Here is a 14246-nt window from a genome sequence, read left to right as displayed (position 1 = left end):
TTAAACAGTTATATGTTCTTTGGGATCTCCAAAGAACTGAATTTCGCCCGACGCCGCCAATTCCTCGTCTGTGGCATTCCACGTGTGCCCCTTGGACTGACGCATCTGGCAGAAATTGAACCTATCGGCTGCGTAAATTGATCCGCCGGCAGCCATAACGGTCTTCAGGAAAGCGGTATCCTCTCCTCGATTGATCGCTTCGAAGGGATGAGCCTCAAAGACCTCCCTGCGGGCTGTTATCGTAGGACCCATCACAAACCTGCTGAATTGGTGCTCCCGGTGGGGCATCCGCAAAACTGTCATCTTGCTTTTTTCGAAATGCATATGATGTGCATGCTTTCCGACAACATCCGCTTTTGAGTACTCAAGTGCATGAAGCAGGTCAGCGGTGTAGTTCGGACCGTAATAGTCGTCGTCGTCCATTTTCGTTAGAATTTCGCCCGAAGCAGCCTCGACGCACAGGTTCAAGCACTCGCCCAACGAGACCTCACGCGGGCGGGATAGCAGTTTAAAGCGTCTCACGCCATGCTTGTCAGCCAGCGACTGCGCCTCCTCCTGCGAAATCTGAAATCCATGAGTGAGCAGCACAAGCTCCAGGTCTACATTCAGCTGTCTTCCAACAGTGGCAAAAACGAACTCCACCTGGGATGGCCTCATGGAAGGTACCAGGGCACTAACGGGGGCTGACCCGACAGCGCGGGTTCTATGTGGAAGTACGGACGAAACTACGACTTCGGCCCTATGCGCATACGTGTTACCCGACCAAATCCGGCGCTGGCCCCGGTGTACAACCCGATCATTGAGCTCAGGGCTGCGTGCCAACATTCGTATCTGGTTGGATGCTTGTTCCCGTGAGTCTGCTACAAAGACCTCATCAGGCTCGAAAAACTGACTGATTGCGGCACTTCGTGTTGAAACAACCGGTGTCCCGGACGCCGTGATTTCAAAGATCCTCCGAGCGCACATGCTGGGAGAATCGACCACCGAGTTGACGTTCAAAAAGACCTTGTACGCACGGTAGGCCGTAAGCATCCGTGGGTAGTCCAAACTATCAACGACGTGGTCACTAAACGGCACCGGAAACTGGTAATTCGAGTCTCCGCCCAGCTGGCGTGAGAATATCTCGAGTTTCGGACCGGATTGGGCGCCTGCATCGATAGCCGCATTCAGGAGCATGTCCATCTGCTGCCTACGCTCCGGGTACTTGTGCGCGAAGTACATGCCGGCGAATGCAACCCCTCGGGAGTGCCGATCAAGCCCGACCCGTATCGGATTGTGAATGGCAGGCTGGGCGGCAAACGGCAGCGCTGAAACCCGATCGTGGCCCAGATCCTTTTGGTAAGAAGGAATCCGATCGGAGTCGCTCGTGAAGACGACATCGAACTGGCGAGCGGCGGCAAGAAAGTCCTCGTAGTGAGGAGGGTCTTCCTTGTTCCAGAACACCGTCGGGATGTTTTGCTGGCGGCACCACGCCATGAGCTCCAGGAACTCCGGCTTCGGACCGGTCGCACCAGTCAATTGATACTTCCAGGAGCCCCCGTTGCCGTTCCATGCAGATTCAACGAAAAGAAAGTCGATACTGCTCTCAGTCAGCTGCTTACGCCACTGTTCCTTGCGAAGCGATACCAGGTTCCACTCGAAGGAAAAGGCAGCAGCTGAGAAGTCGTCCAGTATGACTCCGACGGTAAGGTCGGCTCGCCGGGGCTTTCGATCAGGAACGCGGTGCGGCCCGAATATGGGGGGGCCTTTCTGCCGGCGGCTTGACTTTCCAGCGGGAGACAACCCTCCAGCCCCTTGGCCATCAATTTTCCTTCTGTAGAACCACTCTGCTAATTGTTTGGTTCCTCCCTGGCGCAAGTGCCAAGCCGCCTTGCGGGCATCCGCGATCACATTCATGTCAGCGCCCTTCCATACGGCGACCACTGGCCCGCTCAAGAACTTGAGTGGCTATGAGGTTCGCGCGCGCCTGATCCTTGATCTTGGCCGCGCTGATGTTGTTGCCTTTTGACAAGTGAGACGAGAACTCGTGGTAGAGCTGCGTGGTCTCCTGGGTCTCGCCGTCCATAATCAGTTCACCTTTATCAAGCCAGATGACCCGGCTGCACATGCTACGGATCGTGTCCAGGCTATGGCTAACGATGAAGACGCACCCAGCTTGTGCCCTAAGTTCGTCCATCCTGGCTTTGCTGCGGTTGTTGAACTGAGCGTCGCCTGTGTTCAACGCTTCATCTACCAGAAGGATCTCAGGATTGACGGATGCCGCGATGGCAAACCGGAGGCGGGAAGCCATACCGGACGAGTACGACTTCATGGGCAAATATATGGCCGAATCGAGGCCCGAAACCTCCACAATGCTGTCGAACCGCTCATTGATTTGATCCATGTCCATTCCCATGGCCAAGCACCCCAGTACTACATTCTGGTCACCCGACAAATCTGGTACCAATGCAGCATGAACTCCCAACAGCACAGGAGTGCTCGACGCGTACACGGCTCCGTGTGTTGGGGCGGCCTGCCCACTGATGAGCTTCATCATAGTGCTCTTACCGGAGCCGTTGCGTCCGATAATTCCGACCGACTCGCCTCGTTCAACGACCAAAGAAATTTCTTTCAAAGCGCTGACCGTTACCAAGTTCGATTGACGCAGAACCTTACGGATCGTTCCTCGGAAGCCTCCACGACCTCCCGTGGTAGTGCGTCCGTCTGAGGAGGGAACCTTGTAGCTCATACGGACTTTATCGACCACGACACATGGGGGGCCGTCGACGAAAAGTGTCTGATCAATCTCGCCCATACGTTTCTTCCCCTCTCCAGAAGAAGATGAACCCAATCAACAAGGCCGCGAACGCGACTACAGCCAAGCTCGCCCACGACTCCCAACTTGGAACAGTGTCATAGAGCACGCAATTCCGGACGATATCGATCACGTTGAACAACGGGTTGTACTTCATGATCGCCAACAGGGCGGGCTCGTGGACAAAGCGCTCATAAGAATAGAAGACGGCCGACGCATACATCCACGCCCTAATTGCGAAGGGGAGCAGATGCGTGGCGTCATGAACTATGGAAATGACGCGTGCCAAAATCATTCCGATACCCAGATTGAAGATGCCCTGGAGGACAACTGCTGGAATTATGAGGAACCACAGCCATGTGATCTTCTCAGCCGGTGGTATCAGCACGATCAAGAGCAACATGCCCAGAATCAGGGGAACCGACGAAAGTATTTCCCGGATGTTGGCGCCGATGGGTAGAGCCGCCCGCGGGAAGTTGAACGCCTGCACCACGGATTTTCCGTTGCGGATGGATCGCGCACCCTCTGTGATGGCCCCGGCGCTGAACTGGAACATGAAGATACCCACGACCAGGTATCCGATGAAGTTCTCAATCCCGCCTTTTGTATTGAGCAGAAGGCCAAAAATCAGGTAGTAAGTGAGCCCGTTGAAGACTGGGTTCAGCAGGAGCCAAGCGCTACCCAGCCGGTCCTTCCTGGTACCTGTCTGGACCCGAGCCCGCGCATCATAAAAAATGAACTGTCGGTAGTCCCATAGTTGAACCAAGTAGTCCAGGAAACCCGGCCTCGAGCCGACTCTCGACAGCTTTCGCATATCCACGGACATCGGTTGGATGGCCGCGGGCGGCGGAAGCTTTGCCTTTTTGGCCGACATCAGCTGACCCTCCTCGTGTAATTAGACGCCAAAGTCTCATAAGCCTGGCCGTACGCGCGCGCGTTTGCCTGCCATGTCCTTGTGGCAAGCACATATTCCCGTCCGGCTTTACCGAGCCGGTGACGTAGACCTTCATCCCCCAGCAGTTCTGACAAGACTTCTGCCAACCGGCCTGGATCCTCGGCGGGTGTCAGTCTGCCATTTACTTGGTCTTGCACAATCTCCCGCAAGGCGGGAAGGTCACTGGCAACAACTGGGCGGGCGGAGGCCAAAGCTTCTACGGGCTTGAGTGGCGTAACAGCCCGGGTTACGGCAGAGTCTTTCCGGGGTACCACAAAGACATCCAGAGCCAGGTGATACAGACGTGCCCTATCGGCTGGAACGCGCCCGGTGAAAATAGTCCGATCCAAAAGCCCAAGACTCTGTACTTGATCGCGCAGCGCGGGTGCCGCCGTGCCGTCCCCAACCAAAACCAGCTTCAACTTTGGCAGTCGATGCGCCAGCAATGCAAATGATGTGACCAGATCATCAAGACCTTCGTAGCCAACCAGGCTACTCACCGTACCGATGTAGGTGCTTTCTGTATCCAGGCCGAGGGCGTGCCGTGCCTCGCGATGAGAGAGGGGTGCTTCAAGATAAGCACCGCCCACGGCATTAGGAGTTATCAGGACTTTACTTTCGGGCACGCCGATCGCCACGATGTTCCGCTTCATCGATTCGCCGAGGGTGACCACGAGATCGGCGCTCCGCATGACATCAGCTTCACGTGCATTGAACAATTCGTATCTTTCGCTTGCCCGCACCGAGTCATCCCGGCTGGAGGCCCAAGTGTCGGCCAACTGTCCTCGCACCTCGTAGACCCAAGGAACGTCCAGTGCCTTAGCAACTTCACGCACCACCAGGCCGTTCACAAAGTGGGTAGTGGTGTGGACTACTGCCGGCCGAAATGCCCGGGCAATCTTCATCAGCTCGGACGTCTGCTGGTCCAGTCGGGCATCCATTCCGGGTGCCATGCGGCGGGGCAGTATCCGTTCATAAGTGATGCCGTCAACCACATCCCGATTCTTTGCAAGCAGAGAGCCGACCTGAACAGGGTAAGCCAATCGGGTCACGGCCAAGGGCTCCCAGCCGGCGTCCCGTTGGGACGTCAGGATGGAGTGAGTGCGTCGAGCGTAGCCACTGGCCGTGTGGGGGACGGAATTGGTCAGGAAATAAAGCACCCTGCGCGGCTCCGTGGTGACAGGCGACGGCCGCAGCGACGGAGTCCACCCCCTGAACACTCGGGCTTCTGCCATCAGGCGCGAACGTTGCTTTGAGTGCCTACCCGCCTGACCATCCAGCACAGCGATCGCCCCAGCCATGTCGCCGTCGTACCATTTACGCCTGGCAAGCGTGGCTGAAACCTGGGGACCGCTTCCCGCCTGTTTCAGAAAGATGTCTGCCCACTCGGGCTTTCCTGCAGCCAAAGCAACCTCAGCGGCCTTACGCGCGGGTTCGCCGTCGCGGCCAGAGGCGATCAACTGCTCAAAGCGTCGTAAAAGTTCGGAATCCCGACCCGAAGCGTGGCTAGCCAGTAAGAAGAGGGGGTGGCCCGAGGCTGGTGCCAAGGAAGACAGGAACCTAGCGGCCGGCCGCACGAACCCCGCTGGGAGTTTCCGCAACACCTGAAGCGTCAGGACAAACGGAGCCTCGCCCAGATGCTCAGATACGGTGCCTGCAGCAAGGCGGATGTTACGAATAGCTTGGATCACCGACGGCTCTCCTGCTTTTCGATCAGGTCCGGACGCACTAAGGAAGCAATGTAGTCCATATATTTAACGGCGAGCTGGGCGTAGTCCGCGTTTTCGCGCACCCACTCCCGGCCACTTGCACCCGAGCTGAGACGGCTTCGGTCGGCAGCTAGTTCCTTCCAGAGCTTGGCCACGGCTTCGGGGTTGGCTGCAACGATATCGCCGCCACCTGCCTCAAGAATTATTCGTTCCGCTTCACCTCGAACGATGGCTGTAACGTGCCTTCCTACAGCCAGTACTTCATAGGTTTTCGATGGAACTGTCGTCTCGAATGACTTCCAGTCGTCGCGTAGGGAAACCACACAGGTGTCCGCCTCCCTATATTTTTCCAAAACCTCCGGACCTTGGAGCGAAGGAAAAAAGGTTACGGGTGCATTTAGCTCACGCGCTAACTTCACCAGCTGGGGGCGGGTGGTGCCGTGCCCAACAAGCGTGAGATGAAAGTTCTCACCCAGGATCGCGCTTGCACGGATAAGTATGTCGAGGCGTTGACTCTTCCCATGATTACCCAAATAGAGGGCTCGAAAGACCTCACCCACGATGGCTGGGGGTTCCAGGAATGGGATTGCGTTCAGATCCAGTCCGTTACTCACCGTTACGACGTTGTTCAGACCCCGTCCTCGTAACGTGTCCGCGAACCCCTCGGTGACGGTGACGACGAGATCCGCACGCTGTTGTACAAACTCGACAACGCGCTCTACGAGGCTCTTAACGCTGCCCTGCACCATTCGGGCGTCGCGCGCGAGGTCTGGCCACGCATCTCGCATCTCGACAACCAATGGGACCTTGCGAAGCCTTGAAAGAACGTACCCGGTGATCAAAGTGGGAAGGCTGGGAGCGGTTGCGAGAATGGCATCCGGCTTCTTGCCCCCAATGCCCACCGGAATGGAGAGCATTGCTGAATAAAGTTGGTCCACGAAACGAGCGAGAGACGACGTGCCCAAGTGACGCAAGTACGGAACACGCCTGATAGTTTCCCCGTGCGGGCCCCTCTGATGGGAAAACGCGAGTCCAGCCTGCCGACGCGGCAGGTTGCGTCGGCCATTGGGGTAATGGGCTACGGGTGCTACTACATCCACGTCCCAACCAGCCCGTCGGAATTCCCGTGTCAGGGATGACCACCGGCGTTGCGGAGGGCTATGTTCCGGCCAGTAGGAATGCGTCAGGAGCATGAGACGCATTGGCAATGCGGGATTTTCCGCAGCATGGTCCCCAGCGATGGACGTAGCCATGAGCCTACTTGCCGTTAAGGCGGGGTCCGGGGACCCCCTTGGAACGCAGTGCCCGGAAGTAGGCAACCCCAAGCAGAATCAACACTAGGACTGTCACACCCTGAATCAGGGGGTTGTTCTCGGCAACGGGTGCTAACGCAACCTTAAGCGGACCAGCGATGTCCGCAGCGGCAACGGGCGGATTGGCGGTTTTTGAAGAAACAGGTGTGGGCGTGGGACTCGGAATCGCAGCTGCTGGGGTTTCGGTTTCAACAGGGGCTTCAAGATTCGCCACCTCACCGGCATCCTGGTTAGCCGTAACTGGGACCTGCTCCGGCAGCATTGTTGGGAGCGGTTGAGGATTCGCTGGTTGCGCTGGTTCCACCGCAGGCGGGACCACCGGAGCGACCGGCGGAGCCACCGGGTCAGGAACAGGCACGGGGGCCGGGCTGGACTCAACTGGCGCCGGGCTCGGTTCGACGGGAGTCACCGGGGGGATAACTGGAACAGGGTTGCCTGGGACCGGGTCCACCGGAAGAGGATCTTTCGGGTTCGGATCCGGTTGGGGCGTTTCCGATGGCTGTTCTGTGCTGGGTACAGGGTCAACGTCTGTAGCCACAGCGGGTTGGGCGCCAAAGACCGCAAGAATTGCCAGCATGAGGGCCGCGGTAGCAGCTTGAAGGCGGCTGGTTGCCTTTCCCATCTTCCCCCCGTTTTGTGTTCATCAGAACGCGTACGCGTCCGGTTCTTGCTCCACCGCCCGAGACAAGGCGGCACGCGGACGTCCACCATCGGAGGGCGACCCGGATTAGTTTATCTCATGGATTAACCTCTCCCATCGTGTGCTTCCTCGAAACTAACCAACCGACGGCGGCCCTGGAAGCTCAGTAGCAGTGGCTCCGCAGTTAGAATCGAAACCGCTGCAATCAACACCAAGGAACCTATGAGAGTCCGGATGGTACAGGACAGAGATACACAAAACTCGCGGCTACTCCCTCAGCGGTACAGGCTGCAGCTTGCGGTGCTCTGTACTTTGATAGCCGTCATCCTGGGCACTATCGGCATAAGCAATTCACTCGCCCCCGAACATCAAGGAGAGGGGATCGAGACTGTCCAGGCCAAGCCTCAGGCAAGCCCGGGCCCGAAAGTCCCAGCTCCCAACTACCCGATCAGCGGCTTCTTCATCTCGGCCAGCTCCAGGGATACTGCAAACTTCAAGAAACTCTCAGACATCAAGAAGTTTGGTGGCGACACCGTCATTACGTTCGGAACACCGCTAAAGCAAACCCCGCTTGACTCCGTCCCAGGTGGTTGCCTCATCAACGGAACGAACTGCGCACGGGTCGCAGCCGGAGCCCTTTCCGTGGAGCGGTACTTCACGTATTTGGATGGAAGTAACTGGAACTCATCTGCATTGAAATGCCCCAATGACCGCAGAGTTACAACAAAGGGCGAGTCCTACGTGGTCTTGGTCCTCCCAAACGCCGGCCAAGGATGCACCTCTACCAACGGCAAGTACGACGTTGTCATCGTAGGTGGCGGAAGCTCGAGTGCCACCGATCCTTCATCATCGCTCGCCTCTGCTGCCACAAAACTCGGCATGAAATTCTTTGCAGGCCTGCCCGCGCCAGCAAAGAGAACTGATTTGGCCTATTTGCCCGATGTTTCGTATGAGGCGACCCTGATGCGCTTCACGGATAGGTTCTTGCAGTATCAAGCGGCGGCCAACGATGTGCCGGGGTTGACTGGCTTTTACCACCACACTGAAATGCCCTTGACGGACAGCAAGGTGTTCGAATCTGTGCTCTCTATCTACACCAGCCAGAACCGCGCAATCCACCGCATCCTTCCTACCCGGCAAGCCATCATTAGTCCCTACATCGATGCTCGCGTCGGGAAGCCCGGGACCAGCGTCGACGATGCGCGCAACGGTGCACGACGGATAGCCCAAACATCGGCGGGCGTGCGGCTTAGCATTGCCATTCAAGACGGTATGGGCACTGGAAAGGGTGGCGCATTCACCATTCGCGAGGCAACCTCCCCGGTTGATGCGTTTGCTGCCAGCATTGTTGGCAAGGGGACATGGGGGCAGAAGTACATCGCGCCCAACCGGGATTACTTCCTGGCGGCCGCGGCCGGGATTAAGGGCACAGGGGCTGTGCTTTGGGCAAATGTGGAAGGGATGGCACCAGCCACCAAGTTCAATCCTTGCGGCGACAGCTTCCGTGGCCAGACAACCAAGGCAAGAATTGACCGCCAGCTTCAGCAAGTTGCCAACGCCCAAAAAGTTGTCTCCTTCATGTGGGACTCCTATTTCACGTGCGAGGGCACGGGGACTCCCCTTATAAGCCAAGTCGAGTCTGGCCTCACAACACCGATCGTCACAGACTCTACGTTCCGTCCTGAAACTGGGCAGGTCCAAATAGTCGGCTTCAATCTGCAGGGAGGCGAAGTCAGCGTTAAATGGGCAACGTCAAAGGGGACGCCGAACGAAAAAACGGTTGTGGTGAGCAGCGTTAACCGGGCCTATGGACTGGAGAACGGCATGAACCCAAAGTTGGAAATGATCAACGTCACGGTCGGCCCTACCTCTGTGGACGCATCAAAGAACTATTCCCTGAGAGTCACAAATGAGTGGGGAGCTCACGCCACGGAATTCGCTGCAAGGGTGACCTGAAGACCTCCATTGAACCGCCGCCGAGGCCGGGGCTGGTTCTGCCTTGATAGAATCATCACTGCTGATGCCAACCCCAAGGAACTCATGACGCACCCGACAGATACCGATGCTCCCTCTGCAGATTCCCGTCCCAGACGTCAGAAAAAGGGGAACAAGACTGCTCGGAATGTCCTCTTGGGCTTCGCTGCCGCTGTTCTTATTGCGGGCTTGGTTGGAGGCGCATACATCTTTAATCTGGCCCAGACCTTCAACTCGGGCACGACCAAGATTGATTCAGCCTTCCCGGAAGAATCCACGCGACCGCAGAAACCTCAGGCTGTGAACGGGACGGCAGCCATGAATATCCTCGTCATGGGAAGTGACACCCGCGGTTCCGCCGAATTGGATGTCGACACTCAGATGGCAACTGACCAACGCGCCGACACGCTCATGCTTGTCCACATACCAGCTGACCGCAAGAACGTGTACGCAGTGTCGCTCATGCGGGATCTTTGGGTGGAAATCCCTGGTCACGGACAGTCGAAAATAAACGCCGCCCTCGCCCTTGGTGGTGTACCCCTGATGGTACAAACGGTCGAATCCCTGTTCCAGCAGCGAATCGACCATGTTGCCATGGTTGATTTCGAGGGCTTCAAAGGACTAACCGACGCTGTGGGCGGCGTCGAAGTCGACGTCAAGATCCCTTTCGCACCCGCCTCCGGGCCCATGAAGGGTCACTTTTATCAAGCAGGCAAGCAGACACTGAACGGCGACGAAGCCCTGGCTTTTGTTCGGGAGCGCAAGTCATTCAGCGATGGCGACTACCAACGCGTGCGAAATCAGCAAGCGTATATGAAGGCCATCATCAGCAAGACAATTGCTCGCGAAACCCTTACGAACCCGGTCACGGTGAACAGTATGGTCAGCGCCGTATCGCCGTTTATCAGCGTCGATAAAAGTTTCGACGCGGCTGCAATCGGTGGTCTTGCGCTGGGAATGAAGGACCTCAGAGCCAACGACACGGTGATGTTCACCCTACCGACGCTCGGCACAGGCACCTCATCAGATGGACAGTCAATCGTTGTGGCCGACACGACGGCCATCTCGGAGATCGCGACGGCTCTGACCAAAGACCAATTGGGCTCTTACATCACTGCGCACGCTCTCGAAAAGGGAAACTAGTCGTGGACCTCCGATCGACTGATGCCATAGCCCGCTGCCGGCCAGAACCTACAACAAGGCAGATCCGTCTGCAGCCGTCGTTCCTGTAGGCTAGCGCGGGTGTCATCAGTATTCATTTATGGGAGCTGCGTATCCCGAGATCCGTTCGAAATCCCCAACGACTTCAAGCTTGAGGGCTACATCGCCAGGTCCTCGTTGGGGAGTGCGCTGAGCCGTCCACCCAGTGCCGACACTGAGTTGCCTGACATAGAATCGCTGTCCAGCCGGTTCCAGAAACGGATGCTCCATGCGGACATCAACAAATCGCTGGCTGAATCGCTAGCCACCACCTCCTTCGATGTTCTCGTGGTCGACTTCATTGATGAACGCATGAACACGCTGGAAGTGGGGAACACAACCATCACAGAGTCGGAAGAGCTCAAAGCCACCGGCTTTACCGTAGATCCAAGCCATAGCTACGAGCCATGGAGCGACCTGGGCCTGGGACGGCGGCTTGATGGGATCCGGCGCTTGGTGGACCTTGTTGATCCCACGAAGATAGTCGTGAACCGCGTCTACTGGGCGACAGTGGACACCGATGGCGTCCCTTTCCCCCGGTCCAGATGGTTTGATAGAAACAACCGGCTCCTTTATGACCTGTACAAAGAAATAGAGAAAGTGCCTGGAGTAAGGTTTATCGACTACCCCGGGGGAGCCCCTCTCGCCGCCACTAGCCACAGATGGGGCCGGCAGCCTTATCACTACTCGCAGGCCACCAACGATCATTTCCTCCGTGAACTTGAACGACTCACTGCTGATAAGGGTCAAGCGCGGGAACAATCCCAGATATCGAGTGTCGTGAACTGACTGCATCCGGCGCGAATTCGTTGTAGTCTTCTTCTATTGACGTTGTTTAGTAACCACAACTTCCGGGGGATTCTATGGGCCGCTTTTTGGCTGGTTTGCGTTTGGCCAAAAGGACCAGGGTACGGGATCGACTCGGAATAGTAGCCATCCTAAGCGCCACGTGTTTGGCGCTAGCTGCGCTGTCCCTCGGACCAATTTCGCCGGCCCATGCCGATATGGTGACCGATGATTTTCGTATAGGCCACGGCCCGGCGAGCATTGCAGTAAACCCTGTGACGGACACCGTCTATGTCTTGAATCAGGAAGGCATGTATATTCACGGCGGTCCCGCGGGAGGCCGCAATTTTCCGATCTACTATACATCGGATGTCGCCGTTAACTCATCAACTAACAAGATTTACGTCAGTTCCAATGATGGCTACGTCGCTGTAGTGGACGGCGCTACTTACGGCGAGCCCGAGCGGATTCCCGCGTCAGGGTGGATCTTGGCCGTCAACGAAACGAACAACAAGATCTACCTTGGCGGCACAAAAGTCCTTACGATTATCGACGATGCCACGAAAGCTACCGCTAGATTGCCCATCACCGCTGACGTAACAGACATAGTGGTTAACTCCACAACAAACAAGGTCTACGTCCTGGGTGACGGCACCATCACGGTCGTCGACGCTGGGGCCGTCAGTTCTACCATCAGCATCGGACCCGGCGGAATCCAAGCGATTGCGGTCAATCCGGTGACCAACAAGATCTATTTCACGGTTTCCGGCAAATACGGGGGCGGCATCAGGGTTATTGATGGCAAAACCGATACCGTCGAAAGTACCATTCCATCGTCAGGCCTCGTTGGGAAGTTAGCCATAAACACCTCGACCAACAAGGTCTACGTAGAAGTGGAACGCACCTCCACAGACAGACTCATTCAGGTCATTGACGCGGGAAATCAGCAGCAGGTGGCAGAATTCCGAACCCCGGCGCAAATCAGTGACTTGGTTGTTAACCAAAGCAACAATAAGGTTTATGCCCCAACGACTGCGGGGAGAACCACTATCTTCAACGGCTCGAACAACAGCACGTCAGTTGTTAAGACTGGAGGACGGTCTGGGAAAGCGGCGGTCAACCCCGTTTCGAACAGGGTTTACGTCGGCGACTCTGACGGATGGAACTTGGCAATTATTGATGGTTCCATTTCTTCTCCGGTGAAGAATGATTTCAACGGGGATGGTAAGTCCGATGTCCTCGCCAGGGACAACGCTGGGGCTCTATGGCTTTACCCAGGCAACGGCTCCGGCGGATGGCTGCCCCGCCGCCAGGTAGGACAGGGCTGGAACGTCATGACCGCCATGGTCTCTACTGGCGACTTCAATGGCGATGATAAATCCGACGTTTTGGCCCGGGACGGAAGCGGAGCACTATGGCTTTACCCAGGCAACGGCTCCGGCGGATGGCTGCCCCGCAGTCAGGTGGGGCAGGGCTGGAACGTCATGACGGCATTGGTGGGAGTAGGGGATCTCAACGGAGACGGCACAGCAGATGTCGCAGCTCGTGACAGCAGCGGCACTCTATGGTTATACCGGGGCGACGGACGGGGCGGATGGCTGCCGCGTCATTGGTACACCTCTGGCTGGAACAGTTATTCTCAGATTATCGGCGTCGGCGATTATGACGGCGATGGAGCGTCCGATGTGGCCGCACGGGATGGCTCAGGGGCGCTATGGTGGCTCTACCCGCAAGCAGGCGCTGGCACGCTGCCCAAGCAAATAATCGGTCAGGGCTGGAACGCGATGAACTCCCTGGCTTGGCCAGGCGACTTCAACGGCGACGGATGGTCCGACATCCTCGCCCGGAATTCGGCAGGTGAACTTTGGATGTATTCGGGGCACGGGGGATTTTCCTGGCCTACGGCGACCAAGGTGGGCACGGGTTGGAACGTCATGACAGCCATTCTCTGAGCCATTCGCTGCGCGGAGAAAGCAATCCGGCTAGCCCTGGAACCATTAAGAGCTAGCCGCCCACCAACAACCTAAGAAGCAAGAAACCCCCGAACATCCTCCCCCACCCGCTCCGGGCATTCCCACAACACCAAATGCCCGGTCTCCTCGTAGATCTTCAGCAGGGAGCCAGGGATCCGGGCGGCAAGAACCTCCTCGTGCTTCCGCGGAACCAGGTGATCGTGCGCGCCCCACAGAATGAGGGTGCGCGCCGAGATCTGACCGGATTCCGTGGGTGGCACCGCCCCGCAAAACCCCCGCAGCGACGCCTTCCACACGGCCGCAGGCACGGCCAGGCCATCCTGGACCCGATCCTCGATGTAAGCAGACGGCACAGTGTGCAGCAGTCGGTACCAGGACAGAGATTCCCGAACCCAGGATTCCGGTACGGGATCAGTCAAAGCCTCTACTTCGTCAGCGAAGGCCGGCTTACTGTGAAGGCTCAACGGGGAACCAATTAACACCAGCGACGAAACCCGATCCGGGTACATCACGGCCAGTTGCTGTGCTACGTATCCCCCGCTGGAGGAACCCAGGACGTGCGCCCGTCCAATGCCCAGCGCATCGAGGACCGCCACAGCATCACGTGCCACCTCCTCCAACGAATAACCGCCCAAAGGCTTGTCAGCACCGCCGTGCCCCCGCAAGTCGGGGACTACCAGCAGTAAATCAGGAAGCGAGGCAATCAGCCGCTCAAAACTGCGCCAGGATTCGCCCCAGGCGTGCAATAAAAGCAACGGTGCGTCGCCGTCGTCGCGCGTTTCATCAAGGCGGCCCTGAACGAAACACGGCACGCTGATCCCCGTGCTCAAAGCCAGTGTCCTGACCTGGGACTTCATGGGCTCAGCGTACGCCGGCCATCAGGAGGACACACCCCCGCGTCACACACTGCAAGGTTCCTGATT

General features: G+C 57.4%; 10 protein-coding genes. 4 read left to right on the top strand and 6 right to left on the bottom strand.

The genetic code is table 11. From position 1 onward, the window contains the following. From QRM57_RS09115 to QRM57_RS09095, 5 genes are read right to left on the bottom strand one after another with little or no spacing between them, the layout of a single operon-like run. On the bottom strand, nt 1–1896 hold the full coding sequence (locus QRM57_RS09115; protein ID WP_284986353.1) for a glycosyltransferase family protein: 1896 nt from the start codon (nt 1894–1896) through the stop codon (nt 1–3). A gap of 1 nt (nt 1897) precedes the next feature. Next, nucleotides 1898–2794: an ABC transporter ATP-binding protein gene (locus QRM57_RS09110; protein WP_284986352.1), complete on the bottom strand. Its 897-nt coding sequence runs from the start codon at nt 2792–2794 to the stop codon at nt 1898–1900. After that, on the bottom strand, nt 2781–3668 hold the full coding sequence (locus QRM57_RS09105; RefSeq protein WP_284986351.1) for an ABC transporter permease: 888 nt from the start codon (nt 3666–3668) through the stop codon (nt 2781–2783). The genes QRM57_RS09110 and QRM57_RS09105 overlap by 14 nt, the downstream gene beginning before the upstream one ends. Continuing rightward, nucleotides 3668–5419: a glycosyltransferase family 4 protein gene (locus QRM57_RS09100; RefSeq protein ID WP_284986350.1), complete on the bottom strand. Its 1752-nt coding sequence runs from the start codon at nt 5417–5419 to the stop codon at nt 3668–3670. The genes QRM57_RS09105 and QRM57_RS09100 overlap by 1 nt, the downstream gene beginning before the upstream one ends. Then, nucleotides 5416–6630, bottom strand: coding sequence for a glycosyltransferase family 4 protein (locus QRM57_RS09095; RefSeq protein WP_284986598.1), 1215 nt, complete (start codon nt 6628–6630; stop codon nt 5416–5418). The genes QRM57_RS09100 and QRM57_RS09095 overlap by 4 nt, the downstream gene beginning before the upstream one ends. A 982-nt stretch (nt 6631–7612) precedes the next feature. Between QRM57_RS09095 and QRM57_RS09090 the strand changes: the two genes are divergently transcribed. The 4 genes from QRM57_RS09090 to QRM57_RS09075 all read left to right on the top strand — a co-directional run bounded on the left by QRM57_RS09090 (nt 7613) and on the right by QRM57_RS09075 (nt 13302). Next, nucleotides 7613–9346: a hypothetical protein gene (locus QRM57_RS09090; RefSeq protein WP_284986349.1), complete on the top strand. Its 1734-nt coding sequence runs from the start codon at nt 7613–7615 to the stop codon at nt 9344–9346. A gap of 84 nt (nt 9347–9430) precedes the next feature. Continuing rightward, nucleotides 9431–10507, top strand: coding sequence for an LCP family protein (locus QRM57_RS09085; RefSeq protein WP_284986348.1), 1077 nt, complete (start codon nt 9431–9433; stop codon nt 10505–10507). Between the two features lie 99 nt (nt 10508–10606). Continuing rightward, entirely contained in the window at nt 10607–11353 is a 747-nt protein-coding gene (locus tag QRM57_RS09080) for a DUF6270 domain-containing protein (RefSeq protein ID WP_284986347.1), read from the top strand. Between the two features lie 215 nt (nt 11354–11568). After that, the gene (locus tag QRM57_RS09075; RefSeq protein WP_284986346.1) at nt 11569–13302 is read left to right on the top strand and encodes an FG-GAP-like repeat-containing protein; all 1734 of its coding nucleotides are present in this window, start codon (nt 11569–11571) and stop codon (nt 13300–13302) included. Nucleotides 13303–13373: 71 nt separating this feature from the next. On the opposite strand, the gene QRM57_RS09070 is transcribed toward QRM57_RS09075, so the two are convergent. Then, nucleotides 13374–14180, bottom strand: a complete 807-nt coding sequence (locus QRM57_RS09070) for an alpha/beta fold hydrolase (protein ID WP_284986345.1) — start codon at nt 14178–14180, stop codon at nt 13374–13376. Between the last annotated feature and the right edge of the window lie 66 nt (nt 14181–14246).

It is taken from the genome of Arthrobacter sp. fls2-241-R2A-172 (assembly GCF_030208885.1).
Lineage (GTDB): Bacteria > Actinomycetota > Actinomycetes > Actinomycetales > Micrococcaceae > Arthrobacter.
Note: the sequence above shows the minus strand (reverse complement) of the source record. Positions and strands in the feature narration are given on the sequence as shown.